General features: G+C 30.6%; 30 protein-coding genes, 3 tRNA genes and 1 pseudogene. 17 read left to right on the forward strand and 17 right to left on the reverse strand.

Features of this window, described 5'->3' with window-relative positions:
* Position 1: 1 nt before the first annotated feature.
* The 12 genes from ACN5J5_RS06470 to ACN5J5_RS06525 all read right to left on the reverse strand — a co-directional run bounded on the left by ACN5J5_RS06470 (position 2) and on the right by ACN5J5_RS06525 (position 7949).
* Entirely contained in the window at positions 2-1201 is a 1200-nt protein-coding gene (locus ACN5J5_RS06470) for an aspartyl protease family protein (protein ID WP_418646492.1), read from the reverse strand.
* 82 nt (positions 1202-1283) lie between these two features.
* Entirely contained in the window at positions 1284-1811 is a 528-nt protein-coding gene (locus tag ACN5J5_RS06475) for a hypothetical protein (RefSeq protein ID WP_418646493.1), read from the reverse strand.
* A 72-nt stretch (positions 1812-1883) separates the two neighbouring features.
* Complete coding sequence (gene arsM / locus ACN5J5_RS06480; protein ID WP_418646494.1) at positions 1884-2852, reverse strand: arsenosugar biosynthesis arsenite methyltransferase ArsM; 969 nt, start codon at positions 2850-2852, stop codon at positions 1884-1886.
* 62 nt (positions 2853-2914) lie between these two features.
* The gene (locus tag ACN5J5_RS06485; protein ID WP_418646495.1) at positions 2915-3730 is read right to left on the reverse strand and encodes a purine-nucleoside phosphorylase; all 816 of its coding nucleotides are present in this window, start codon (positions 3728-3730) and stop codon (positions 2915-2917) included.
* 52 nt (positions 3731-3782) lie between these two features.
* Positions 3783-4382, reverse strand: coding sequence for a TIGR04282 family arsenosugar biosynthesis glycosyltransferase (locus tag ACN5J5_RS06490; RefSeq protein ID WP_418646496.1), 600 nt, complete (start codon positions 4380-4382; stop codon positions 3783-3785).
* On the reverse strand, positions 4375-4836 hold the full coding sequence (locus tag ACN5J5_RS06495) for a rhodanese-like domain-containing protein (RefSeq protein WP_418646497.1): 462 nt from the start codon (positions 4834-4836) through the stop codon (positions 4375-4377). Before ACN5J5_RS06495 ends, ACN5J5_RS06490 begins: the two co-directional genes overlap by 8 nt.
* 238 nt (positions 4837-5074) lie before the next feature.
* Positions 5075-6127 (reverse strand): arsenosugar biosynthesis radical SAM (seleno)protein ArsS, encoded by a 1053-nt coding sequence (gene arsS / locus ACN5J5_RS06500; protein ID WP_418646498.1) that lies wholly within the window; start codon positions 6125-6127, stop codon positions 5075-5077.
* Positions 6128-6217: 90 nt separating this feature from the next.
* Complete coding sequence (locus tag ACN5J5_RS06505; RefSeq protein ID WP_418646499.1) at positions 6218-6553, reverse strand: arsenosugar biosynthesis-associated peroxidase-like protein; 336 nt, start codon at positions 6551-6553, stop codon at positions 6218-6220.
* Positions 6554-6627: 74 nt separating this feature from the next.
* A complete protein-coding gene (locus ACN5J5_RS06510) occupies positions 6628-7335 on the reverse strand; it encodes a DUF547 domain-containing protein (RefSeq protein ID WP_418646500.1) in 708 nt (235 codons plus the stop codon).
* A gap of 256 nt (positions 7336-7591) precedes the next feature.
* Positions 7592-7677: transfer RNA gene (locus ACN5J5_RS06515), tRNA-Leu, on the reverse strand.
* A gap of 67 nt (positions 7678-7744) precedes the next feature.
* Positions 7745-7830 (reverse strand) — tRNA-Leu (locus tag ACN5J5_RS06520).
* 47 nt (positions 7831-7877) lie between these two features.
* Positions 7878-7949 (reverse strand) — tRNA-Gly (locus ACN5J5_RS06525).
* 219 nt (positions 7950-8168) lie between these two features.
* Between ACN5J5_RS06525 and cyoE the strand changes: the two genes are divergently transcribed.
* The 10 genes from cyoE (at position 8169) to tsaB (ending at position 15435) form a co-directional block, all read left to right on the forward strand.
* Complete coding sequence (cyoE, locus tag ACN5J5_RS06530; protein WP_418646501.1) at positions 8169-9026, forward strand: heme o synthase; 858 nt, start codon at positions 8169-8171, stop codon at positions 9024-9026.
* Complete coding sequence (locus ACN5J5_RS06535) at positions 9026-9610, forward strand: cytochrome c oxidase subunit 3 (RefSeq protein WP_418646502.1); 585 nt, start codon at positions 9026-9028, stop codon at positions 9608-9610. The genes cyoE and ACN5J5_RS06535 overlap by 1 nt, the downstream gene beginning before the upstream one ends.
* A 56-nt stretch (positions 9611-9666) precedes the next feature.
* Entirely contained in the window at positions 9667-10650 is a 984-nt protein-coding gene (locus tag ACN5J5_RS06540) for a cytochrome c oxidase subunit 3 (protein ID WP_418646503.1), read from the forward strand.
* A 19-nt stretch (positions 10651-10669) separates the two neighbouring features.
* On the forward strand, positions 10670-11008 hold the full coding sequence (locus ACN5J5_RS06545) for a cytochrome C oxidase subunit IV family protein (protein WP_418646504.1): 339 nt from the start codon (positions 10670-10672) through the stop codon (positions 11006-11008).
* 68 nt (positions 11009-11076) lie between these two features.
* The gene (locus ACN5J5_RS06550; protein WP_418646505.1) at positions 11077-11724 is read left to right on the forward strand and encodes a hypothetical protein; all 648 of its coding nucleotides are present in this window, start codon (positions 11077-11079) and stop codon (positions 11722-11724) included.
* 11 nt (positions 11725-11735) lie between these two features.
* On the forward strand, positions 11736-12383 hold the full coding sequence (locus tag ACN5J5_RS06555) for an SCO family protein (protein ID WP_418646506.1): 648 nt from the start codon (positions 11736-11738) through the stop codon (positions 12381-12383).
* A gap of 1 nt (position 12384) precedes the next feature.
* Positions 12385-12906: a DUF420 domain-containing protein gene (locus ACN5J5_RS06560; protein WP_418646507.1), complete on the forward strand. Its 522-nt coding sequence runs from the start codon at positions 12385-12387 to the stop codon at positions 12904-12906.
* A complete protein-coding gene (locus ACN5J5_RS06565) occupies positions 12899-13114 on the forward strand; it encodes a hypothetical protein (protein WP_418646508.1) in 216 nt (71 codons plus the stop codon). The genes ACN5J5_RS06560 and ACN5J5_RS06565 overlap by 8 nt, the downstream gene beginning before the upstream one ends.
* 218 nt (positions 13115-13332) lie before the next feature.
* Positions 13333-14667, forward strand: a complete 1335-nt coding sequence (locus tag ACN5J5_RS06570) for a TolC family protein (RefSeq protein WP_418646509.1) — start codon at positions 13333-13335, stop codon at positions 14665-14667.
* A gap of 90 nt (positions 14668-14757) precedes the next feature.
* Positions 14758-15435, forward strand: a complete 678-nt coding sequence (tsaB, locus tag ACN5J5_RS06575; RefSeq protein WP_418646510.1) for a tRNA (adenosine(37)-N6)-threonylcarbamoyltransferase complex dimerization subunit type 1 TsaB — start codon at positions 14758-14760, stop codon at positions 15433-15435.
* On the opposite strand, the gene ACN5J5_RS06580 is transcribed toward tsaB, so the two are convergent.
* Together ACN5J5_RS06580 and ACN5J5_RS06585 are read right to left on the reverse strand one after the other, a co-directional pair.
* Positions 15432-16238, reverse strand: a complete 807-nt coding sequence (locus tag ACN5J5_RS06580) for a mechanosensitive ion channel family protein (RefSeq protein WP_418646511.1) — start codon at positions 16236-16238, stop codon at positions 15432-15434. The two genes, tsaB and ACN5J5_RS06580, sit on opposite strands and share 4 nt — an antisense overlap.
* Before the next feature lie 64 nt (positions 16239-16302).
* A complete protein-coding gene (locus tag ACN5J5_RS06585) occupies positions 16303-16656 on the reverse strand; it encodes a DUF1304 domain-containing protein (protein ID WP_418646512.1) in 354 nt (117 codons plus the stop codon).
* A 192-nt stretch (positions 16657-16848) separates the two neighbouring features.
* Here ACN5J5_RS06585 and ACN5J5_RS06590 point away from each other — a divergent pair, with 192 nt between their 5' ends.
* The gene (locus ACN5J5_RS06590) at positions 16849-17196 is read left to right on the forward strand and encodes a toxin-antitoxin system YwqK family antitoxin (RefSeq protein WP_418646513.1); all 348 of its coding nucleotides are present in this window, start codon (positions 16849-16851) and stop codon (positions 17194-17196) included.
* A 59-nt stretch (positions 17197-17255) separates the two neighbouring features.
* Here the strand turns inward: ACN5J5_RS06590 and ACN5J5_RS06595 are convergent, their stop codons facing one another.
* Together ACN5J5_RS06595 and ACN5J5_RS06600 are read right to left on the reverse strand one after the other, a co-directional pair.
* Complete coding sequence (locus tag ACN5J5_RS06595; protein WP_418646514.1) at positions 17256-17894, reverse strand: viroplasmin family protein; 639 nt, start codon at positions 17892-17894, stop codon at positions 17256-17258.
* The gene (locus tag ACN5J5_RS06600) at positions 17887-18456 is read right to left on the reverse strand and encodes a phosphoribosylglycinamide formyltransferase (protein WP_418646515.1); all 570 of its coding nucleotides are present in this window, start codon (positions 18454-18456) and stop codon (positions 17887-17889) included. Before ACN5J5_RS06600 ends, ACN5J5_RS06595 begins: the two co-directional genes overlap by 8 nt.
* A 179-nt stretch (positions 18457-18635) precedes the next feature.
* Between ACN5J5_RS06600 and ACN5J5_RS06605 the strand changes: the two genes are divergently transcribed.
* The 5 genes and pseudogenes from ACN5J5_RS06605 to pyk all read left to right on the forward strand — a co-directional run bounded on the left by ACN5J5_RS06605 (position 18636) and on the right by pyk (position 22860).
* Entirely contained in the window at positions 18636-18872 is a 237-nt protein-coding gene (locus ACN5J5_RS06605; RefSeq protein ID WP_068702406.1) for an acyl carrier protein, read from the forward strand.
* 7 nt (positions 18873-18879) lie between these two features.
* Positions 18880-20130: pseudogene (fabF, locus tag ACN5J5_RS06610) on the forward strand (beta-ketoacyl-ACP synthase II).
* Between the two features lie 6 nt (positions 20131-20136).
* Positions 20137-20874: a ribonuclease III gene (gene rnc, locus ACN5J5_RS06615; RefSeq protein WP_418644144.1), complete on the forward strand. Its 738-nt coding sequence runs from the start codon at positions 20137-20139 to the stop codon at positions 20872-20874.
* Between the two features lie 84 nt (positions 20875-20958).
* Complete coding sequence (locus tag ACN5J5_RS06620) at positions 20959-21429, forward strand: IPExxxVDY family protein (RefSeq protein WP_418644145.1); 471 nt, start codon at positions 20959-20961, stop codon at positions 21427-21429.
* A gap of 3 nt (positions 21430-21432) precedes the next feature.
* Entirely contained in the window at positions 21433-22860 is a 1428-nt protein-coding gene (gene pyk, locus ACN5J5_RS06625; RefSeq protein WP_418644146.1) for a pyruvate kinase, read from the forward strand.
* 153 nt (positions 22861-23013) lie between these two features.
* Here the strand turns inward: pyk and ACN5J5_RS06630 are convergent, their stop codons facing one another.
* Positions 23014-23268: a helix-turn-helix domain-containing protein gene (locus tag ACN5J5_RS06630; protein ID WP_418644147.1), complete on the reverse strand. Its 255-nt coding sequence runs from the start codon at positions 23266-23268 to the stop codon at positions 23014-23016.
* A 306-nt stretch (positions 23269-23574) separates the two neighbouring features.
* Here ACN5J5_RS06630 and ACN5J5_RS06635 point away from each other — a divergent pair, with 306 nt between their 5' ends.
* Entirely contained in the window at positions 23575-23718 is a 144-nt protein-coding gene (locus ACN5J5_RS06635) for a hypothetical protein (protein ID WP_418644148.1), read from the forward strand.
* The last annotated feature ends 22 nt before the right edge of the window (positions 23719-23740 follow it).

The raw sequence follows: 23740 nt of genomic DNA on the forward strand, positions 1-23740 counted from the left end.
ATTATTCAAATAAATTAACTTCGGGAGTAAGTACTATAACCTTATTAGTAAGTGTTTTTAGAGTTAAGTTTTTATTTTTTAAAATAAGCTTAATTTGATATTCTCTAATGTCATCATTTCCACCAAAGGCGTTACTTTCTTTTCCGTTAAGAGATTTAATTTCTTGACCTATTTTTAAATCTGGGTACTTTTTAATATTAGGATTAGAACTTTTTACAGCGATAATAATTTTACCGTTTATTTTAGCTAACCTAAAACCAAATGATTTCTTAGGAATAGGGTTTATGTTAGTTGTTCTTGGTAATAAAATTAATTGATTATTTACATGGTTAAATAGTAAGTTGCTATGCCTAAATGGTCTGTTACCTATTCTGGCAAAATCGGTTTCGGTTGAATTTAAACTTAGTTCTATTGGGTGGTTAAAAACTTGTTGATTTATAGAGTAATTAAAATCTTTAATTTGGTATAAAGTACTTTCTTCTGAAACTCCACTTAAAGAAAAAGCAGCAATTCCATTGCTTATCATTTTTTTAGAATTTTCAAATAATTCTTTAGCCCCAAAAGGTAATTGTAAATGATCTGAATTATAACCAAAATCAATATGAACACCAGCAGTGTGACCGTTTATAGATAATTCAGTAAACATCATATTGTTTTCCTGAAGTTGAAAGTTAATTACCTTTCCTTTTTCTTGAAAAACATTTTTAGATATGATAGCAATTTTGTTGTCAAAATCAAACTTCCAATTTAATTTTTTAATAATATTCTGACCTACAACTCCTAATATTTTCTTATCTGTTTGTAGGTTGTTTTTTGTGTTTATCATTAAAACAGGTAAGTTATCTATATTTGTAGAACCTAATTTTATATGGTTAATTACAATATGAGACAGTTTTATTTTTTTATTAATTCCGTCATTTACTTTACTTTCTGTTTTTGTTGATTTTTTTATTGAAGAAACATTAAAATAAGTAGTATCTATCGCAGATATTGAAAAACCATTATCCCATAAAAAATCACCTTCAATATTTCCTATTTTCATTTTGATTAATATTAAATCGTTCCATATTTTTATAGGAATAGTGTCATTGTTTTTTTTAACAGAAAGAATTCCTTGATTAAAAATATCTAGATTACTTTTTGTTTGAGAAAAAACATTGAATGAAACTAAAATTACTAGTAAAGTTAATTTTTTATACATGTTAGGTTGATTTTTTTATAAAGAATACCTTAGCAGTAAGGCGATTTGAAACAGTTTTCCGTACCCTTAATTTTGTGCAATTTTATAAAAATGTACTATTAAAAATACCTTGCCTAATGGCAGAAATTGCCACAGATAATCTTAATGCTTGATCTATAGCTTTTGGATCTTGACCTAAGTTTTTTAAGCTTGTCATATGGCTATTAAAACACATATAACCGCCATTGATTATTGAAAAGGCGATACATGCGTAATGGTAAGCCAGTTCATCTGTTATTTTTAAGGATTGAAACGGTTGAAAACCTAAACTATCTATAGTTCCGCCTGCATTAACAGGATGAACATTTCGTCCCATAAAATACGGATTTGTTACACTCATTCTAGAAGATGCAATAAATACAGTTCTCTTTTCTTCCTTATTTAATTCTCCTACTTTTTCTTTGATATATGAAACAATTTCGGTGTCTTTAGTTACAATACTCGAAGCCCAAGCAACTATTTTTATATGTTGTTTGCTTAAAAAATCATTTTCTTTTAAGGTTTCTTCTAATAACTTTTCTTGATCTTTTATTTCAGGTATTTCTGTCAATATTTTGTTAAGTAAATCCATTTTAAGAGTTGCTTTTTTTGTTAAAAAATGAAGTTTATAAGAGCTTTTAAATTAGTGTTTTTAATAATGCGATTAACAACATCCACCACCATCGTAATGATAGGTAGATTCTGAGAAGAAAATATCATCTCTTCCTAAAGCTTTTAAAGCTGCGGCTGTTTTATCGCAAATTGCTAAAGGTTGATTTTTTAATAATGTATGTCCCTCTCCGTCATCAAAATAATCCTCGTCACCGTAATAAATGGCTGCCTTTCCTGTAAAAATACAAGGACCGTCTGCTGGCATTGGGTCTTTAATTGCGGCAACCTCAATAGATTCTATATAAATTAATTCATCTGTTGGATAATTCTTAGGGTCTAAAATACGGTATGGTTTTCTAGCTCTAATTTCAATGGTTCCAAAACCAGCATCAGTTAAGGCTTTTACATAATTTTCGATTGATAAACTACCACTTAAACACAAGGCGCGTAAACGTTCATCATTGCGTAATTCATCGTTCATTTCTTGCTCGCAAGTTGGGTCACTCATTACTAATCGTCCGTGAGGTTTTAAAACACGATACATTTCTGCAATTGCTTTTTGTAAATCGTCTTCTTTAAAAATATTGAATAAACAATTCTGCGCGGCAACATCAATCGAATTATCTTCTACAGGTAAATTCATGGCATCACCTTTACGTAAATCAACAAAATCACTTTTAAACCAGTCATTTTGTTCTTCAGCAATTTTAAAATTTTTGCGAGATGCTTCTAGCATTTCATCAACCACATCTAAACCAATTACGCCGCCTTTATTTCTGTTAAAATAGGCAAATTGTAATAGTTCCATTCCGCCACCAACACCAACATATAACATTTTCGGATTATTGGTTAAATCGCGTGCATGCACAGTAGAACCACATCCGTAGTTCATTTCTTGCATAATTTTAGGAATCTTTAATCCTGGTAATTCCCAAATAGGATTTGTAGTACAGCAAAGACCAACATCTGGTGTTAAGGCAGCTTCTTTATATACGTTTTTTGTGGTTTCTAAGTAACTCATATTCTTTATGATAAAAGAAACAAGAGGTAAGATTTTCTATGTAGTTGTCTTAGTTCTTGATTCTATAATTTAGTAATTAATTCTTTAAATAATGTAATCATTTTTGGTTCTGCTTTTCCAGCAACTGCAATAATTTCTGCAATATCAACAGGTTGTAAATTTTTAGGATCACATTCATCTGTTAATACTGAAACGGCTGCACAGGGCAAGTTTAGTTGTTTGGCAACAATAACTTCGGGTACAGTACTCATACCAACAGCATCAGCTTCTAAAATTTGTAACATTCTGTATTCTGCTCTTGTTTCTAATTGTGGACCAACTACACTTGCATACATGCCTTCGTGCAATTGTATGTCGTTGTCTTTTGCAATTCCTTTCAGCTGACTGTTGATTTTTTTAGAATACGGTTCTAACATATCAGCAAAGATGTTTCCGAACTCGTTTGCTCCTTTAAAAGCCAACGGAGAACTTCCTTGCAGGTTAATATGATCTTCGAGTAACATTAAGTCGCCTTTTTTATAAGAAAGATTAATGGCTCCGGCAGCGTTAGAAATTAATAAAGTTGAAATTCCTAAACCGTGCATGGTTCTAATTCCGTAAGTAACTTCCCAAAGATTGTATCCTTCATAGACATGAAAACGACCCGACATTACAATAACCTTTTTACCTGATAATGTTCCGTAAATTAGTTTCCCTGAATGAAACTCAACCGTTGCTTGTGGGAAATTCGGAATATCAGCGTACGCAATTTCTTTTTCGATAGAAATTTCATCAACTAATTTACCCAAACCGGTACCAAGTACAATTCCGATTTCAGGATTCGTAATTCCGTTTGATTTTAAAAAATCTATTGTTTCTTGTAATTGTTGTTTTTTCATTAGATATTTTCTTTAGACCTTCATAGGTTTTTAAATTCTGTGAGGTCTTGTATTATAAAAATTGTTGAAATGCTGAATGGTTTTCAATATCCTCAATTACATCAACATCATTCAGTTTTGCTAACAAATGTACGCTTACTTTTTGTAAATCGTTAAGCGTATCTTTTCTTACAGATGCTGTTCCCCATTCTTTATTTTTAAAAATATGAGGTTGTAATTTTTTCATTCCTAAAAGATAATACCCGCCATCTTCGGCAGGGCCAATTACTACATCATTTGTGTTTAATTTAGTAAAAGCATCTTCAATAATATTTGGAGTTAAATCGTACAAATCGCTTCCGATAATCATTACTTTTTCATAGTCCTTATCAAAAGAATTTTTAAAAGCATTTTGCATTCTAATACCTAAATCTTCACCAATTTGTTGATGTTTTTGATAAATATTAGCGTCCCAAATATCATTTTTACGAACTTTTACCGAATAATAAACTGCTTTATCGCAAGTAAGATTTTGTGTAACTTCTTTAGTTTTGTCGAGTAGAAATTTATAAATAGTTAAGGCAGTTTTATCGCCAACAGACTTTGCTAATCGCGTTTTTGCTTTTCCTAACTCAGGATTTCTTGTAAATATTAAAAGTAAATTTTTACTCATAAACTTTAATGCCTTTTTTTAACCAAACACTCCAATCTTTATTAAAAGTATGTACTTTTTCTGTTACTTTTTCTTCGGATGTATATACTTTGTTGTTGCTGTTTTTCCACTCAAAAATTCCGCCAAACAAATTATAAACATTTTTAAAACCTGCTTTTTGAAGTTTTTCAGCAATGTCTTCAGATCGGATTCCGAGTGAACAGTACACAACAATTGTTGCATTTTTATCCTTTAATTTAGCAGTGGTTTTACTCAAATTAAAATTATCATAACCAACGTGAATGGCATTTTTAAGATGACTCACGTTGTATTCTTTTAATTCTCTAGCATCTAATAAAATAGTTTTATTGTCGCCTTGAGCAGGGTCGAAAGTTTTTTTTATTTTTTCGTTTAAATCATCAACAAAAACATACGAAACACTTTCTGTATTGTATTTCTTCAATAATTTTTTCAAACTTTTTTGAGAGAAAGAATTTATTGAAATCAGTAAGAAAAAAAATATAAATTTATTCATCTCGTTAAAAATAATTAGTAGCTATTTCCCGCTTTCTGCACTCGCTCTCTGCGAGGAGCTCAAACAAATGCTTCAATCGGGGCTAAACTTATTTACTAAGGTTTAAGAACTATAACAAAAATAGTCTATCATTTTAAATAGCTTAACATCTCGATTGTGCTCGATATAACAACCTCTGTTATGCAACAACACCTTGGCAACTACTTCCTGCGCCAGCAGTACAGCCGTAACAATGTTGATTTATAATTATATCTCTGTTTTGTAACAATTCTTCGTTATAGTCGGAAATGTGTTTTACTTTAGAGTTTACTTTTAAGTTTAACATTTGATTAAAATCGCAATCATATAAAAATCCATCCCAACTTACCGATAAAGTGTTGGTACACATTACGTTTTCTACTGCTGTAGGATTGTAAGCTTCTACTAAAGAATACATATAATCTTCGTAATTTTCAGAAGCGATTAAATAATCTAAAAATCGACTGATTGGTAAATTAGTAATGGCAAAAAGTGAATTAAAATCGATGTTAAAATCATCTTTCAATGTCTTTTTAAAATCGTTTTCTAATGCCATTTGATCTCCAGGTAAAAATGCTCCTGAAGGATTATAAACCAAATCTAATTTTAAATCAGAACCTTCCATTCCGTAGCCAACTTCATTTAGCATTTGTAGTGCTTTAATAGATTTATCAAAAACACCATCACCACGTTGTTTGTCAGTTTTTCCACGTGTCCAGTGCGGCATCGAAGAAACTACATGTACATTGTGTTTTTTAAAAAAGGCTGGTAAATCGTGGTATTTTTTGTTTGCTAAAATGATTGTTAAATTAGAACGAACAATAAAATCTGTAATTCCTGCTTTTGACGCTTCTTCTACAAACCATCTAAAATTTGGATTCATTTCTGGTGCACCACCTGTTAAATCTAAAGTGTGCGCTCCTGTTTTTTTTATCACCTCTAAACATTGTTGCATGGTTTCGGTTGTCATAATTTCTTTACGATCCGGACCTGCATCAACATGGCAATGCGCACAAACTTGATTACACATATAACCTAAGTTAATCTGTAAAATTTCTAGTTTTTTAGGGCGTAGTGGAAACAGATTAGTTTCCTTTATTTTTTTAGCAAAGGTTGGTAACTCTCCGTCAGTAAAAATGCCGTTTGATAAAATTTCCAATTGACGTTGCGTATTTGCTAAATCGTTATTTCTTGCTAAAAGCGATTTTTTCATCTTAATATTTTAGAATTCTTTCAGGTCGATTGCAGTCGAAACCTAAATATTACCTTTCAACTGTGCTCGAGGAGATATTTTTGAAGATAATTACATTTCAAGTTTATTCACTTTGTTCATCATTTGAACTCCATGAACTAAAGTTGTACCGCTTTTTATGGCAGCACCAACATGAAGCGCTTCCATCATTTCTTCTTTAGTAATTCCACGTTCTAAGCCATCTTTTGTGTACGCATCTATGCAATATGGACATTGTTCTGTATGTGCAACAGCTAAGGCGATTAAGCTTTTTTCGCGAGCCGTTAAAGCACCTTCTTCAAATACTTTTCCGTAATAATCAAAGAATTTGTTTCCAAGTTCCTCGTTCCATTCTGTTATTTTTCCGAACTTACGTAAATCGGCAGGATCGTAATATGTTTTTGACATGTGTTTTATTAAGTTGAAAAGTAAAAATACAAATTGTTTTCAGAATTATTTTGATTAAAAAGTATCATTGCGGATTATTTTCCGTTCAAATTCCAATCGTATTCTAAAAAGCTAATTTTTGCTTTTTTATTGATTTTGATGTTCGAATATTGATTTAAAAATTCAATAAGAGTACTTTTTTTGGTAAAATCACCTTTAAACCATTCGAAAATTTTTGAGAGTTGTATTTTATTAGCAGTTATCTTGTTTCTGTTAGCATCATTAATGAATTTTTTCATTAATTCGTTCGTTTTACTTTGGTAATTAGCTTCTGTAAAAGCGAAATTTCCTAATTGCGGGCAAGAACCAGAAGCACAATTTACGACTACATGAATTTTAGGGTCGTTAAATTTTTTACGTAAAATTTGATGCTCAATATAATTTAAAGTATATGTCTTGCCTCCAACTTTTGCAAACGGAATATTCCAAGCATCTTTTCCTTTCTGTTTAATATTTAAAATACTTTTTAAAGGGTAGTTGTCTAAGATTATTTTTATAGTGTAAGCATTATAGGTGTTTACCCAAAAGGCTTTGGTTTTTGCTGCCGACCAATTTCTTTGAGGTATCGTTTTGTTTAAATAGCTTAAATAAGAATCAAGTTTAGTTTCTTCTTTTTGTAGGTTTTTATAATCTACAAATCCAGTACTGTTAACATGTTTTTTTAATAAAGTATTAAAAACACTTGTTTGTCCGAAGGAGTTTATAAAAAAAGTTAAGCTTAATACTAAAAGTAGTTTACGCATGGTTGGTTATTTTAATCTGATACTTTAGACGTTTCTTTTATTAATAGATTACAAAGAATATTCCGTTTTTTAAAAACGAGAGTTAATGATATAATTTAGTAAAAAAGAATTGTTGTTTATTCTTTTAGATAATTTATTAGTTGATAAAAATAAACAAAGAAAAACTGTATAGAAAATAAGTGTGCTAAAGAGGTTGTAAATTGCTAGGAAAGTGTTAAAAATAAAAAAACCTTAACAAATAAATGTTAAGGTTTAGTACTGAAGGCGGGACTTGAACCCGCACGGACATTACAGTCCATTGGATTTTAAGTCCAACGTGTCTACCAATTCCACCACTTCAGCTGGTGTATGTATAATATTTTTTTGACTGTTTCTTAAAATAAGCCTCGTTAATAAAAACGAGGCTTAGTACTGAAGGCGGGACTTGAACCCGCACGGACATTACAGTCCATTGGATTTTAAGTCCAACGTGTCTACCAATTCCACCACTTCAGCTTTTGATTGTAAACAATCAAATTGGTATATTTTTAAGAAAGTCTCAGAGCGAAAGACGGGATTTGAACCCGCGACCCCCACCTTGGCAAGGTGATGCTCTACCCCTGAGCTACTTTCGCGTAGTCAAAAATTATTTTAATGAACGTTGCATTACTGCGAATGCGGGTGCAAATATAACACCTTTTTTTAAACGGCAAAACAGTTTTTAATTTTTTTTCTATTTCGATTACTATTATTTTTTATGGCGGTTAAGTAAGAAAGAAATATCTTTGCCCCAAAAATAAAAAATAGAAGTGGACACGATCTCATCTGTAAATACTAAAACTTCCTTAAAATCAATGTTTAACGACTTTAAGCAATTAACAAAAGTAGGTTTATCTATTAGTGTTGTTTTTACTTCTGTTACAGGATATTTATTAGGAGCAGAAACTATTGATTATACGATTGTTTTATTATTAGCGATTGGAGGTTATTTAATGGTGGGGGCATCAAACGCATTTAATCAAGTTATCGAAAAAGATATTGATGCGCTAATGCAGCGAACTAAAAATCGCCCTTTACCAGCCGGAAGAATGCAAGTAACTACTGCTTTAATAATAGCAACTATTTTTACAATTGCTGGTATTGGTATTTTATATGCTATTAATCCGAAGTGTGCTTTATTTGGGGCAATTTCTATATTTTTATATACAAGTGCATATACACCTTTAAAGGCGGTAACACCATTGGCAGTTTTTGTAGGTGCTATACCAGGAGCAATTCCTTTTATGCTAGGTTGGGTTGCTGCAACAGGTAAATTTGGTGTTGAAGCAGGTTTTTTATTTATGATTCAGTTTTTTTGGCAATTTCCACATTTTTGGGCTATTGGTTGGTTGCAATTTGAAGAATATAATAAAGCAGGATTGCACATGTTACCTATGGATAAAAAAGATAAAGGTGCTATTGTTCAAATAATTTTTTATACCTGTATAATGATTTTAATATCGGTTGCGCCAGTTTTAAAAGTAACAGGTAACTTATATATATATCCATTAACCGCCGTAATAATTTTATTATTAGGTTTGTTAATGTTGTATTACGCTTTTCAATTATATAAATCAGAAAAAAACACAGATGCACGAAAATTAATGTTGGCAAGTGTTTTTTATATTACAATCGTACCCATTATTTATGTGGTAGATAAATTTTTACACTAATGAGTGAACAAACTTTACAAGAAGAATTAAAACAAGGTAAAAGAAAATCAGCAAAACCAATGTTGTGGGTTGCAATGATTAGTATGGTAATGTTTTTTGCGGGACTAACCAGTGCATACGTGGTTAGTATGAAACGCGAAGATTGGGTTACGTTCGATTTACCACAATCATTTTTTATAAGCACATTTTTAATTGTGTTAAGTAGTGTAACTTTAATTTTTTCTCAAAAATTATTAAAAAAAGGAAATTTAAAGGCATCATTTGCGTTTTTAGTCGCAACTTTAGTCTTAGGTTTGGGGTTTGTGTGGTATCAATATGTAGGTTTTAACGAATTAAAATCTGTTGGATTATATTTTACTGGTCCAGAAAGTACCGTGTCAACATCCTTTATAATAGGAATAACATTTATGCATATTTTGCACCTGTTAGCAGGGGTAATTGTATTATTAGTAGTAATTTATAATCATTTTAAAAAGAAATATTCAGCGTCGGATATGCTTGGGTTTGAGTTAGGTGGAATCTTCTGGCATTTCGTAGATGTTTTATGGATTTATCTATTTTTCTTTTTCTATTTCATAAGATGATGAAAAATGCGTAATTTTGGCGCACTGTTTTAACAAAAATTAACAAAAAGAGATTTATGGAAGCAAATATTGCTGTAAATTCTGATAAGAAAGAAGCCTGGGGCGGAGGTGGTGAAAAACCATTTGGCGCTAGTTATGGTAAAATGATGATGTGGTTTTTCATCGTTTCAGATGCATTAACTTTTTCGGGTTTTTTAGCCGCGTATGGTTTAACACGTTTTAAATTTATTGATTCTTGGCCGATTGCCGATGAAGTGTTTACTCACTTTCCAGGATTACATGGTGTACACGCACCGATGTATTATGTCGCGTTAATGACATTTATTTTAATTGTATCATCAGTAACTATGGTGTTAGCAGTTGATGCTGGTCATCAAATGAAACAAAAGAAAGTTGCTTGGTATATGTTTGCAACGATCATTTTCGGAATTATTTTCGTTGGATCGCAAGCATGGGAATGGAAAAACTTTATTAACGGTTCTTACGGAGCAGTTAAAACTAGTAATAATCATATTTTACAGTTTGTAAAAGATGGTCATCAGATAGCTTTAGCCGATTTTGTTCATGAAGGACGTAAGGATGAAAGAATTCAACACAAGCGCGAAAACGGATTGTGGTTTGAGAAAGAGGCTACAATATCAGAATATTCTGTAGCACAAATTCAAGATGCCTTTAAAGCAGATCCATCTTTATTAATAAGGATAGAGAAGTTAAATCCTGAAACTAAACAGAAAATAATCTTATCAAGAGAAGAAAGTTTAGCAAAATTAGCTTTAGCAAATCAAGTTGTTGAAGGAGCTAATTTACATGTAAACGAATACGGTAATCCTATTTTTGCAGATTTCTTTTTCTTTATTACAGGTTTTCATGGTTTTCACGTATTTTCTGGAATTCTTATTAATATCATCATTTTCTTTAACGTTGTGTTAGGTACTTACGAACGTAGAGGACATTATGAAATGGTTGAGAAAGTAGGTTTATATTGGCACTTTGTAGATTTAGTTTGGGTATTTGTATTTACCTTCTTCTACTTAGTTTAATAAAAAAACGATATTAAAAATGGGTCACGCACACGAATCGAACAAGAAAAGAATTTGGGTTGTTTTAGCAATCTTAACAATTATAACAACTGTAGAGGTAGCTTTTGGTATTGTAAAACCAGATGCATTACATTTACACGGATGGGGAACTAGCTGGTTAAACTGGTTGTTTATTATTTTAACATTAGTAAAAGCATATTATATTGCTTGGGCTTTTATGCACTTAGAGGGTGAAAAAAAATGGTTTAGACGCGCTATCGTTTGGACAGCCGTTTTCTTAATCTGTTACTTAGTAACTTTAGTGTTAATAGAAGGAGGTTATTTACACGAAACATTAGCACCATTAGTAAAATGGTAATGATATAAAAATTTTAAAAAAAGGTGGTTTTAACCACCTTTTTTTTACTTTAATTAGAACTGAAAAGAATGAGTAAAGCTAAAAAGTTTATTGTTTTGTTTGCACTATTTATAGTGCCTTTATTATTTTATATATTCCTGTCAATGGGGATAAATAATTTTGCAAAACTACCAGTGGTTACTAAAAATGTTATTGATATTTCATCAATAAGTAAAAAACATCAGTTTGATAGAAAAATATCTGTAGTTACTTTTTTAGGTAATAATATTGATATAGCAAAAAGTGAAATGTTTAATTTGAATGAGAAAATTTACAAACCATTTTACGATTTTAACGATTTTCAATTAATTGTAATTGCTCCAAAAGGAACGGAAGATGAAGTGGCTAAGTTTCAAAAGAAAATAGCCGATTTTACCAATATGATTAAATGGAATTTTGTTTTTGCTGATGAGGTAGAGATTAAAGTGCTTTACGATAGTTTTAAAACCAACCAATCTTTAGATAACAATTTGCATTCATCAAAAGCATTTATTATTGATAAAAATGTAAATTTAAGAGGAAGAATTGATGATAAAGATAGCGCTGATGGTAAACTATTTGGTTATAATATGACATCGGTAGCAGAGCTTAAAAATAAGATGAATGATGATGTTAAAGTTGTTTTAGCAGAATATCGTTTGGCTTTAAAAAAGAACAACGCAGATAGAGAAATTTAGAAAATCTAAACATGAAAAAGCAAAATTATTCATACATCGGTATTTCTTTTATTATTTTATTATTCGGAATTTACGCAGTGCCAAAAATTGTAAAACATTTTCAAACGGCCAATTTGCATAAGTTTACTAAAGTTCCTGCTTTTGAGTTTATCAATCAAGAAAATAAAACGATTAGCAATACAAATTATCAAGACAAAGTGTATGTAGTGGAGTTTTTCTTTGCTACTTGCCCATCAATTTGCCCAATTATGAATGCTCGAATGGTAGAAATTCAAAATGAATTTATGGGAAATCCTAATTTTGGAATTGCCTCTTTTTCTATCACTCCAGATATTGATACGCCAAATCAATTAAAAAAATATGCCACTAAAAACGGTATCAACCATAAAAATTGGCATTTACTTACAGGTAAATCTGAAGATGTAGTGTATGGTTTATCAAACGAAGGTTTTAAACTTTTTGTAGGTAAAGGAGAAGTTTCTCACGGAGGATTTGAGCACTCTGGTTTGTTTGCTTTGGTTGATAAAGACGGATACATTCGCTCACGTTACGATGAACATGGTAACCCAATTATGTACTATAGAGCGTTAGATGAGCATGGTTTTGGAAATCAGATAACAGAATTAAAACAAGACATTAAATTATTATTAAAGGAGTAATATGAGTGTTGAAGAAAAAAAATATAAAAAATTAATTACCATTGTTTCTATTGTAATTCCGTTAGCTGTAGCAGCTTTATTCGGGATTAAAATACCAAACGTTGAACCGTTATCGTTTTTGCCACCAATTTACGCAAGTGTAAATGGTTTAACGGCTGTTTTATTAGTAGCCTCAGTAATTGCAATTAAAAAAGGAAACAGAAAATTACACGAACAATTAAATACTACTGCAATAATTTGTTCAGTATTATTTTTAGTAATGTATGTAGCGTATCATATGACCTCTGATTCAACTAAGTTTGGAGGAGAGGGAGTTATAAAATACATTTATCTGTTTATTTTATTTACGCATATTGTGTTATCAATAGTAGTAATACCATTTGTGTTAATTACCTTTATGAGGGCTCGTTTAGGTAATTTTACAGAACATAAAAAAATAGCAAAAATTACATTTCCGTTATGGTTATATGTTGCTGTAACTGGTGTAATTGTATATTTAATGATATCTCCATATTATGTATAAAAAACTTTTTTTAATTTTAATATTACTGTTTGTTTCTGTAAATACATCAGCACAATGTGCCATGTGTAAGGCAGTTGTTGAAGGTGGAAATGAAACTGTTGCAGAAGGAGTTAATAACGGAATTACTTACTTAATGGTGTTTCCTTATGTTTTGGTAGGTGTTTTATTTTACTTTATTTATAGACATAAAAAGGCTGAAAAAAACTAATTCTTATAATAAGATTATTTTTTTGTAACATATTGTGTTTTTGGTCGTCATATTAAAAAAGTTAAAAATAAATGTTCGGTTTTAAATCATTTAGTGTTCGAAATCAAACAATTTACAGTAACGTTTTTAATCAAACAATTGATATATAGTTGATTAAGTGTTATTTCTTTTTAGGAATGTTAATTGACTAACTTATAATGAACCAAAAAATATTCGTTTTGAAAACAAAATTTGTACTAGTAGCAGCTTTATTTATTTCTTTAGCTGGTTTTTCTCAAAAACAATGGACACTTAAAGAGTGTGTTGATCATGCATTAAAAAACAATATTACTGTTAAACAAAATAAGTTTAATATTGATATTGCTGAAACAGATGTAAAAAACGCTAGGGGTAATAAATTGCCATCTGTAAATGGTTCTACAAGTGGAAACTTAAGATTTGGTTCTGGATTTGATCCTGTAACTAACGACAGAGTTTCTACAAGTAATTTTGGTGGATCTTTTGGGGTATCTGCAGGTATTACAGTTTTTAATGGTTATAGAGTTTTAAATACTTATAAGCAAGCAAAATTAGGCGTAGAAGGAAGTAAGCTAGACTTAGAAGTGATAGAAAATGATATTGCTTTAAGTGTTGTTAATTCGTATTTAAATGCCTTGTTTGCAAAAGAAAACTTAGCCGTTTCTAAAGTTCAAGCAGAAATAAGTAAAAAGCAAATTGAACGCGCAAAAGCTCAGTTTGAAGCTGGTGCTGCACCAAAAAGCGATTTATTAAATGTGCAATCTACAGCATCTAGTGACGCTCAAAATGTAGTTACTCAAGAAAACGCTTTAAACTTAGCGTTACTTAACATCTCTCAACTTTTACAAATACCTTTTAATAATTTTGATGTAGCTAAAATTGAGGTAAATTCACCTTCAGCAGCAATGCTTTATAGTAGCTCTGAAGAGGTATATAAAAAGGCATTAATTAGTAGACCAGAAATTGCTAGAGCAAAGTTAAATATCGAAAATTCTGATCTTTCTATCGCAATTGCAAAATCGGCATATATGCCTTCAGTTTCTGTATCTGGAAATGTGGGAACAAATTACGGGTATAACTTAGATTTACCAAGCGGTTTTACTAATACAGATTTTTTAACTCAATTAGATAACAACTTAGGTTATGGTGTTGGATTTAGCGTAAATATTCCAATTTTTAATGGATATAAAACTGATGCCAACGTAGAGCGTTCAAAAATTAGTAAGCTAATTACTGAAACAAGATTAGAAAGCGCAAAATTACAATTACAACAAACGATAGAAAAAGCTTTTCAGGATGCAAAAGCTGCAGCAAAATCATTTGAAGCTGCAGAAAAATCTTTAGAAGCACAAAATGAAGCTTTTAAAAATGCGCAACAAAGCTATAATTACGGAGCAATGACTTTGTTTGATTTTGATCAAGTTCGTAACCGTTTAGTAAATGCAGAAGGTGCTATGATTAGAGCAAAATATAATTATGTGTTTACCACAAAAGTGTTAAAGTTTTACTACGGAGAAAATATTTTAGTAGACTAAAAACAATTTAAATTTTTATAAAAACTCATCAGTTAGCAAGCTGATGAGTTTTTTGTTTTTTAAGAGTATCTTTGCTTAAATTTTTAGAAATTGGCAATTATACTTAACATAGAAACTGCAACCAAAAATTGCTCGGTATGTATAGCTAAAAACGGAGAAGTTTTAGCGATTAGAGAATTAAATGATGGCAATTATTCACATGCAGAAAAATTACATCCATTTATTCAAGAGCTTTTATCAGAAGCTAAAATTACATCAAAACAAATAGATGCTGTAGCTGTAAGTAAAGGTCCGGGTTCTTATACCGGGCTCCGAATTGGTGTATCTGCAGCAAAAGGAATTTGTTTTGCAATAAGCAAACCGTTAATTGCCATTGATACATTAAAATCATTAGCTTGTTGTATTTTTATTGATGAAGGATGTGTAATTCCGATGCTCGATGCTCGAAGAATGGAAGTATATTCGGCAGTTTATAATTCAAAAAACGAGCAAATAAGAGCAATTAAAGCTGAAATAATTGATGCGGATTCTTTTAAAGAAGAACTATTAAAAGGAAAAGTTTATTTTTTAGGAGATGGAGCAGCTAAATGTAAAAATATAATTACGCACGATAATGCAATTTTTGTTGATGATAAATTTCCATCAACAAAAGAAATGGCAAAATTAAGCTACCATAAATACGAAAAAAACGACATCGAAGATGTCGCTTATTTCGAACCTTTTTATTTAAAAGATTTTATTGTTATTCCCGAAAAAAAGAAAGTTTAAGCTTCTTTTTTAATTTCAACTTGATGAGGGTAAGGAATTTCTATTCCTGCCTTATCTAGTGCAATTTTTACATTTTCGGTTGTTTCAAAATACACATCCCAATAATCGGCAGTGTTTACCCAAGGTCTAACAGCAAAATTTACTGAGCTGTCTGCTAGTTCAGATACTTTTACGGTTGGCGCTGGATCTTTTAAAACTTTAGAATTGGCAGTTAAAACCTCCATTAAAACGTTTTTAGATTCTTTAATGTCAGCATCATAAGAAACACCAAAGGTTAAATCTACTCTTAACTTTCCTTCCGCAGTATAGTTAATAATGTTCCCGTTAGATAATGCTCCGTTTGGTATAATTGCTAATCTATTACCAGGAGTGTTAACGTGTGTGGTAAAAATCTGAATTTCTTTTACCACTCCAGTAATACCTTGGGCTTCTATTAAGTCGCCAATTTTAAAAGGTTTAAAAATCATAATTAAAGCACCGCCAGCAAAGTTAGACAGTGAGCCTTGTAAAGCTAAACCAACAGCTAAACCTGCAGCACCAATAATAGCCGCAAATGAAGTTGTTGCAACTCCTAATTGAGAAATTACGGTAACAAAAAGTAAGGCTTTTAACGACCAGCTAACTAAATCGCCTAAAAAACGTTGAAGCGTAATGTCAACATTTTGTTTGTTCATAATTTTTTTGGTAACATTAACCACCATTTTAATAGCAAACAAACCAATAACTAAAATAGCTAAAGCAGTTAATACTTTAGGTGCGTATTCTAATAATAAAACTTGAGCGTGTTTTAAATACTCTTCCATATGTAAAATTTTAAAAATTAATAAAGTATATAATTTATACTAGTTGTTTTTATACGGGTGCAATTTACAGTATTAAAGATAAAACACCAATTAAAGCTGGGATAGATTGAATGATTAAAATTCTTGGTTTTTTGGTTGAATATGCTCCGTAAATTCCTGCAATAAAAACACAAGTTAAAAAGAAAATTGCAATAGCTGATTTTTCTAATATTGCAGCCCAAATTAAGCCTGCGGATAAAAAACCGTTGTACAATCCTTGGTTTGCAGCAAATACTTTTGTGGCTTCTGCAAATTCTTTAGTTTTTAAACCAAATGTTTTTATCCCTTTCGGTTTGGTCCATAAAAACATTTCTATAATCATAATATAAATGTGAATTAAAGCAACCAATCCAACTAAAAAGTATTGTGTAATATTCATGTTTTAAGTTTGTAATCAAAGTTAAATTTTTATTTCGTTATTTTTTGATAAATAAGTGTTGTGTTAGTTTTTTTATTTAAAAGTTGAATAAAAAATAACCCAATGTTAAATTAATGTTACGTAAATGTTTCAAATATGTAAAATTGTTTGTATATTTGGAGTGTTAGTGTTAATTATAAAAATTTTTTAGAGATGAGAAAGTTAATTGTAGCAGTTTGTATTTTATCGATATCATTATTACAAGCACAAGATATAGCGCCAAAGTTTGAAAAATCGGGAGATTTAGTAAAAGCAACGTATTTTTATAAAGATGGGAAAGTTAAAGAGCAAGGTTTTTTTAAGAATAAAAAATTAACAGGAACTTGGACCTCTTTTGATGCCAATGGAAATAAAAAAACGATTGCACATTATAAGGCAGGAAAAAAAATTGGTAAATGGTTTATGTGGAAAGAAGATGGTTTAAAAGAAATAGATTTTACAAATAATGTTGTAGCAAGTGTGCAAACTTGGAAAGAAGAAACAAAAATGGCTGTTAAATAATTTGATAGTTTTTTAAATTAAAAGATATAAAGACCGAGTAATTTTTTTTACTCGGTCTTTTATTTTCTACCAAAATCTGCAGGAATTTCTCCCCAAGCTTTCGTTTCCCATTTTAAAATAGGGTTTTTAAAAGAGTTTTCTTTTAACCATTTTTCGGCACGTTTTATTAAATCTAAAATTTCTTTATTACTACTATCAAAAGTTAAATTGGTTCTACATTGTTTTTTTTGAATCCAACTCATTGCTATTCTAGAATCAGAATAAATAGGATAGTCGTCCATTTTTTTGCTTTTTAATAAAGCAATTCCGTGCACTAAAGCCAAAAATTCACCAATATTATTAGTTCCTTTTTTATAAGGTCCCATTCTAAATATTTCTTTTTTACTTTTAGTTAAAACACCGCGGTATTCCATTAAACCAGGATTGCCAGCACAAGCAGCATCAACAGAAATAGTATCTAAAATTGGGTTGCCATAAGTTGCTTTTTCTTTAGCAGATAAAACTACTTTTTTGGTGTCTTTACCTTTGTAGTCGTTATAGGTTTTTGTAAAAGCAATTTCGGCTGCTGATTTATCGGTAAAAGCTTTGTATTGAGCGACTTCAAACCCGGTAATTTGCTTTTTACAGACATCCCACGAAGTGAAAACACCTGTTTTTTTACCTTTCCAAACAACGTAATATTTTTTCTTTTTAGACATTTTTAAGAATTACCTCTTCAATAATTTTAGGAAAATGTTGTTGTTCTAGTGTGTGAATTTTAGTAGCAATATCTTCAGGAGTATCAGCAGCTAACACTTCTGTTTTAGCCTGAAAAATAATAGCTCCTTCGTCGTAATTTTCATTTACATAATGAATGGTAATACCAGTTTCGGTTTCATTATTTTCTCTTACGGCTTTATGAACATTCATACCATACATACCTTTTCCTCCATATTTAGGAAGTAATGCCGGATGTATGTTTATTATTTTATTAGGAAAAGCTTCGACTATTTTTGCAGGAATACGCCATAAAAAACCAGCAAGTATAATAATATCGGCTTCAACATGTAAAAAATTTAAAACAGTATCGTCTTTTACAAAACTTTCTTTATCAAATAAAGAAGCATCGATATTTAATCGCTCACATCTATCAAAAACTTTGGCATGTTGATTGTTAGAAAGCACATGAGTAACCGTAGCAATTTGATTAGATTGAAAGTATTTAATAATATTTTCGGCATTAGAGCCAGAACCAGAAGCAAAAATTACGATACGTTTCATATAAATTAAATTATTTTTGTTACTACAAAAAAAAGGATAATTATTAACAACGGTGGTGTTTGTAGCAAAAGATTCAATATTTTTTTTTACATTAGTCATCACATTTTTGAGCAAAAGTTAGAATTAATAGTTAAGATTTGTATTTTTGCCCCGACTTTAAATTTTAAAACAAACAAATTATGTCAGACATAGCATCAAGAGTAAAAGCGATTATCGTAGACAAATTAGGAGTAGACGATAACGAAGTAACTAACGAAGCAAGCTTCACAAACGATTTAGGAGCAGATTCTTTAGATACAGTAGAATTAATTATGGAATTCGAAAAAGAATTTGATATTCAAATTCCAGACGATCAAGCAGAAAACATCGGAACTGTAGGTCAGGCAGTTAGCTATATAGAAGAAGCAAAAAAATAATATTTATATGCAATTAAAGCGAGTTGTAGTAACTGGACTTGGCGCATTAACGCCAATAGGAAACAATAAAGAAGAATATTGGAATAGCTTGGTTAACGGAGTTAGCGGAGCAGCACCTATTACGTATTTCGATGCTGCCAAGTTCAAAACTCGTTTTGCATGTGAGTTAAAAAATTTTAACGCGACAGATTTTATCAATAGAAAAGATGCGCGTAAAATGGATAGATTTACACAATATGCATTAGTAGCTTCTGATGAAGCTATTGCAGATTCGAAATTAAATCTAGACGAAATTAACAAATTACGAGTAGGAGTAATTTGGGGAGCTGGTATTGGAGGTTTAGAAACTTTTCAAAACGAAGCGATAAATTTTGGTGCTGGAGACGGTACTCCAAGATTTAACCCTTTCTTTATTCCAAAAATGATTGCTGATATCGCACCAGGTCATATATCTATTAAAAATGGATTTATGGGGGCCTAACTACACAACGGTATCTGCATGTGCATCATCTGCAAATGCAATGATTGATGCTTTAAATTATATCCGACTAGGACACTGTGACGTAATTGTTACCGGTGGTAGTGAAGCCGCAATTACTTGTGCAGGTGTTGGAGGGTTTAATGCAATGCACGCACTTTCTACAAATAACGAAAACGCAGAAGCTGCTTCAAGACCTTTTGATAGCGAGCGAGATGGTTTTGTTTTAGGAGAAGGAGCTGGAGCGATTATTTTAGAAGAATATGAGCACGCTAAAGCGCGTGGAGCAAAAATTTATGCTGAAGTTATTGGTGGAGGAATGTCATCTGACGCACACCACATGACAGCACCACATCCTGAAGGAATCGGTGTAATTGCAGTAATGAAAAATTGCCTTGAAAATGCTGGTTTAAAACCAGAAGATGTAGATCATATTAATACACATGGTACTTCTACACCGTTAGGTGATGTTGCCGAGTTAAAAGCGATTTCTAAAGTTTTTGGTGAGCATGCTAAAAACATTAATATTAATTCAACAAAATCTATGACAGGACACTTGTTGGGCGCTGCAGGAGTGTAGAATCTATTGCTGCTATTTTAGCAATGGAAAACGGAGTTGTTCCGCCAACAATTAATCATGTTAATGTTGATGAAAATATTAACCCAGAGTTAAACTTAACGCTAAATAAACCTCAAAAAAGAGAAGTTAAAGTAGCCATGAGTAATACTTTTGGTTTTGGAGGTCATAACGCTTGTGTTGCTTTTAGAAAATTAGATTAATACTTTATGAATTTTCTTCGTAGAATAGTTAAGCCCCAAAATAAAGAGGATGAAAATTTTTACTACGAATTAAAAGAGCTGCTTAATTTTAAGCCTATAAAACTTTCGCATTATAAGAAAGCTTTTACACATAGGTCGTTAAAATTAGTAGACGCTAAAGGGAATCCTATAAATTACGAACGTTTAGAGTTTTTAGGAGATGCAATTTTAGGGTCTGTAATGGCATCTTATTTGTATAAAAAAGTTCCTGAAGGAGATGAAGGGTATTTAACTCAAATGCGATCTAAAGTAGTAAGTAGAGAGCATTTAAATACTTTAGGAAAAGATTTAGATTTAATTCGGTTTATAAAAAGTAACGTTTCTAAAGAGCATATCAGTAATAATATTTATGGTAATATTTTTGAAGCTTTAATAGGTGCTATATATTTAGATAGAGGATATAATTATTGCAACCAGTTTATTTACGAACAAGTTGTGTTACCTTATGTAGATATAGAGCGATTAGAAGGAAAAATATCTAGTTATAAAGGGTATGTAATTGAGTGGTGTCAAAAAAATAAGAAGAAATATAAGTTTGATTCTTATGAGGATTCTGGTAATCAGAATAAAAAACACTTTAGCGTACGCGTTAGTATTGATGGGAATATTATAAGTAAAGGAAGAGCCACTTCAAAGAAAAAAGCCGAAGAAATTGCTGCAAAAAGAGTGTATTTTGCAATGCAAAGCCAAATGGAAAATTCTTAACATTTAGCCGAAAACGTTTTCGCAGATTTCATATTATATTTTAGATACATTCAGTAATTTAGCAAAGAGCAAATATTTGTTTTTATGACTAATTATGTACTAGATATAAATGAATTTTCTACAAATGATTATGCTTTAATTGGTATTCATACCGTAGTTGATGAATCTAAATTAGCATATCTATTAAATAAACATTTATCTGTACAATTTAGTAAAGCAAACTATGAGTTAGATTTTACTAAAAAAGAACATCAATCTTTTTATTCAGTATTTGAACATACTGATGCCGAGTTAGATTACGAGTGGTTTTTAATAACCAATGTATATAAACTAACAAGTAAAACAACATCAACAAGCCTTTTTAGCGAAAGCGATGCTATTACTCGCCTTGTGCCAGAGAAAAGAAAAGTTGATTTTTTTTTGAAAATAACAGGAGATTTTAGTTTTGAATATATTGTAAAAACAATTGAAATGATAAACAAAATTCCACAAATTATTACCTCTTACGAAGTAGAGGTAGAATCTTTAAAATCGAAAGATTTTTTAATATTTTAAATTATGCCACACAACAAAAAAACAAAGATTGTAGCCACCTTAGGGCCTGCAACAAATACTAAAGAAATTTTAGCTGAAATGGCAGCTAATGGAGTTAATGTTTTTAGAATTAATTTTTCTCATGCAGATTATGAAAACGTAAAAGAACGCATTAAATTTATACGAGAAATTAATGAAGAAAGAGGCTATAATGTGGCAATTTTAGCTGATTTACAAGGTCCAAAACTTAGAGTTGGAGTAATGAACGATGGTGTAGAATTAAAAGCTGGCGACACTTTTACTTTTACAACAGAGCAGTGTGAAGGAACTAAAGAAAAAGCGTTTATGACATACCAACGTTTTCCTAAAGATGTAAAAGTAGGAGAACAAATTTTGGTTGATGATGGTAAATTATTATTTGAAGTAACCGCTACCGATAAAAAAGTAGCAGTAGAAACAAAAGTAATTGTTGGAGGGCCGTTAAAATCTAAAAAAGGAGTTAATTTACCAAACACAAATATATCATTACCTGCATTAACTGAAAAAGATAAAAAAGATGTAGTTTTTGCCTTAGAGCAAGAAGTAGATTGGGTTGCTTTATCTTTTGTTAGAACACCAGAAGATTTAAGAATTTTGCGTGATTTAATTAAGCAAAAATCAAGATATCGTGTTCCTGTAATTGCTAAAATTGAAAAGCCTGAAGCTGTAGAAAACATTGATGCTTTAATTCCGTATTGTGATGGATTAATGGTTGCTCGTGGTGATTTAGGAGTAGAGGTACCAATGCAAGATGTTCCGTTAATTCAAAAAATGTTGGTTAGAAGAGCAAAACAAGCTCGAATTCCTGTAATTATTGCTACACAAATGATGGAGACAATGATTGAAAATGCAGTTCCTACCAGAGCAGAGGTAAATGATGTTGCAAATTCAATTATGGATGGAGCCGATGCAGTAATGCTTTCTGGAGAAACATCTGTAGGAAAACATCCTATAAGAGTTATTCAAAAGATGACAGAAATTATTGGAAGTGTTGAATATTCAGATTTAATTAAAGTGCCACACGAAGCACCACACATTCGTACAAACAGGTTTATAACAAAATCTGTATGTCACCATGCTGCTTTAATGGCATCAGATATTGATGCAGCTGCAATTACCACATTAACAAATAGTGGATATACTGCTTTTCAAGTTTCAGCTTGGAGACCAAAATCACACGTTTTAGCCTTTTCATCAGAAAAAAGAATATTAGGTAAATTAAATCTTTTATGGGGTGTTAGAGCTTATTATTATGATAGAGATTTAAGTACTGATGATACTTTAGAAGATATTAATGAAATAGCTAAAGAAAAAGGTTTTGTTAAAACAGGTGATTTTATGATTAACTTATCATCTATGCCAGTAAAAGCAAAAGGAATGGTAAACACTTTACGTGTATCGCATATAGATTAAAAGGATTTTTATATAAAAAAATTGATTTCAATTGGATTAAGCCTAACAAAAGTAATTTTTTATTTTTGTTAGGCTTTATTTATTTTATAACCAAGAAAGAATTTACCTTGAGTGAAAGCGAAAGTTTTAATTTTTTGAATAAGAGACTATAACTTATTTTTTATCTGTTATAATTTCATCTCCATTGTTTATTAAATCATTTGGAAAAATACCTAAAATTTGTGCAATTTTATAAAAACGAAAAATACTTAAACTAGTTTTTCCTTTTTCTATTTTTTGGTAGGCACTTTGCCCTAGTCCAATTCTTTTAGCAAATTCATATTGAGATAAACCTGCTTTTTCTCTTTCTTTTTTAATACGTTTTAGTAAGTTGCTTTCTAAAACTTCGGTAGATTTAAATAAAAACATTTTCAGGTAGAATTTTTCAGATAGAATTTTTTGAAGCACGAAGATAAAAAAAAACAATAATCTACATATAGTGTTTTTAGCATAGGAGTAACCCTAATGCCAAATAGGAGTTAAAAATACTTTGTAAACTAAAAAAAAAATTTAAAATTTGAAAGATATAAAATTATAAAAATGAGGTTGCTATGAAAAATAATAATCCTCTGCTTATAAATTTTTGAAACTATGAAAAAAATAACTTTAGTCATGGCTTTTTTATTTGCATCTTCAAGCTTTATAAATGCAAGTATAATTAACAGTGAAAATAATATGGAAACCTCACCTCTTAAACTACATGAATATAGAATACAAGTAGATTGTGATGGAGATGGAATTGCAGATTATGACATGAGTGGTAATTTTACTGATGAAAATGCTCAGGTGATGGCAGACCAAATGGTTGTATCATGTTAAAGTATAATTTACTAATTTAATG

Origin of the sequence: Tenacibaculum insulae, from assembly GCF_964512435.1 — a bacterium.
GTDB lineage: Bacteria > Bacteroidota > Bacteroidia > Flavobacteriales > Flavobacteriaceae > Polaribacter > Polaribacter insulae_A.

Excerpts from the sequence above, each read along its gene's own strand:
- ACN5J5_RS06470 (WP_418646492.1), bottom strand. The coding sequence starts at position 1,201 with ATGTATAAAAAATTAACTTTACTAGTAATTTTAGTTTCATTCAATGTT.
- ACN5J5_RS06475 (WP_418646493.1), bottom strand. The coding sequence starts at position 1,811 with ATGGATTTACTTAACAAAATATTGACAGAAATACCTGAAATAAAAGAT.
- arsM (WP_418646494.1), bottom strand. The coding sequence starts at position 2,852 with ATGAGTTACTTAGAAACCACAAAAAACGTATATAAAGAAGCTGCCTTA.
- ACN5J5_RS06485 (WP_418646495.1), bottom strand. The coding sequence starts at position 3,730 with ATGAAAAAACAACAATTACAAGAAACAATAGATTTTTTAAAATCAAAC.
- ACN5J5_RS06490 (WP_418646496.1), bottom strand. The coding sequence starts at position 4,382 with ATGAGTAAAAATTTACTTTTAATATTTACAAGAAATCCTGAGTTAGGA.
- arsS (WP_418646498.1), bottom strand. The coding sequence starts at position 6,127 with ATGAAAAAATCGCTTTTAGCAAGAAATAACGATTTAGCAAATACGCAA.
- ACN5J5_RS06505 (WP_418646499.1), bottom strand. The coding sequence starts at position 6,553 with ATGTCAAAAACATATTACGATCCTGCCGATTTACGTAAGTTCGGAAAA.
- ACN5J5_RS06510 (WP_418646500.1), bottom strand. The coding sequence starts at position 7,335 with ATGCGTAAACTACTTTTAGTATTAAGCTTAACTTTTTTTATAAACTCC.
- cyoE (WP_418646501.1), top strand. The coding sequence starts at position 8,169 with ATGTTTAACGACTTTAAGCAATTAACAAAAGTAGGTTTATCTATTAGT.
- ACN5J5_RS06535 (WP_418646502.1), top strand. The coding sequence starts at position 9,026 with ATGAGTGAACAAACTTTACAAGAAGAATTAAAACAAGGTAAAAGAAAA.
- ACN5J5_RS06540 (WP_418646503.1), top strand. The coding sequence starts at position 9,667 with ATGGAAGCAAATATTGCTGTAAATTCTGATAAGAAAGAAGCCTGGGGC.
- ACN5J5_RS06545 (WP_418646504.1), top strand. The coding sequence starts at position 10,670 with ATGGGTCACGCACACGAATCGAACAAGAAAAGAATTTGGGTTGTTTTA.
- ACN5J5_RS06550 (WP_418646505.1), top strand. The coding sequence starts at position 11,077 with ATGAGTAAAGCTAAAAAGTTTATTGTTTTGTTTGCACTATTTATAGTG.
- ACN5J5_RS06555 (WP_418646506.1), top strand. The coding sequence starts at position 11,736 with ATGAAAAAGCAAAATTATTCATACATCGGTATTTCTTTTATTATTTTA.
- ACN5J5_RS06560 (WP_418646507.1), top strand. The coding sequence starts at position 12,385 with ATGAGTGTTGAAGAAAAAAAATATAAAAAATTAATTACCATTGTTTCT.
- ACN5J5_RS06565 (WP_418646508.1), top strand. The coding sequence starts at position 12,899 with ATGTATAAAAAACTTTTTTTAATTTTAATATTACTGTTTGTTTCTGTA.
- ACN5J5_RS06580 (WP_418646511.1), bottom strand. The coding sequence starts at position 16,238 with ATGGAAGAGTATTTAAAACACGCTCAAGTTTTATTATTAGAATACGCA.
- ACN5J5_RS06585 (WP_418646512.1), bottom strand. The coding sequence starts at position 16,656 with ATGAATATTACACAATACTTTTTAGTTGGATTGGTTGCTTTAATTCAC.
- ACN5J5_RS06590 (WP_418646513.1), top strand. The coding sequence starts at position 16,849 with ATGAGAAAGTTAATTGTAGCAGTTTGTATTTTATCGATATCATTATTA.
- ACN5J5_RS06595 (WP_418646514.1), bottom strand. The coding sequence starts at position 17,894 with ATGTCTAAAAAGAAAAAATATTACGTTGTTTGGAAAGGTAAAAAAACA.
- ACN5J5_RS06600 (WP_418646515.1), bottom strand. The coding sequence starts at position 18,456 with ATGAAACGTATCGTAATTTTTGCTTCTGGTTCTGGCTCTAATGCCGAA.
- ACN5J5_RS06605 (WP_068702406.1), top strand. The coding sequence starts at position 18,636 with ATGTCAGACATAGCATCAAGAGTAAAAGCGATTATCGTAGACAAATTA.
- rnc (WP_418644144.1), top strand. The coding sequence starts at position 20,137 with ATGAATTTTCTTCGTAGAATAGTTAAGCCCCAAAATAAAGAGGATGAA.
- ACN5J5_RS06620 (WP_418644145.1), top strand. The coding sequence starts at position 20,959 with ATGACTAATTATGTACTAGATATAAATGAATTTTCTACAAATGATTAT.
- pyk (WP_418644146.1), top strand. The coding sequence starts at position 21,433 with ATGCCACACAACAAAAAAACAAAGATTGTAGCCACCTTAGGGCCTGCA.
- ACN5J5_RS06630 (WP_418644147.1), bottom strand. The coding sequence starts at position 23,268 with ATGTTTTTATTTAAATCTACCGAAGTTTTAGAAAGCAACTTACTAAAA.
- ACN5J5_RS06635 (WP_418644148.1), top strand. The coding sequence starts at position 23,575 with ATGGAAACCTCACCTCTTAAACTACATGAATATAGAATACAAGTAGAT.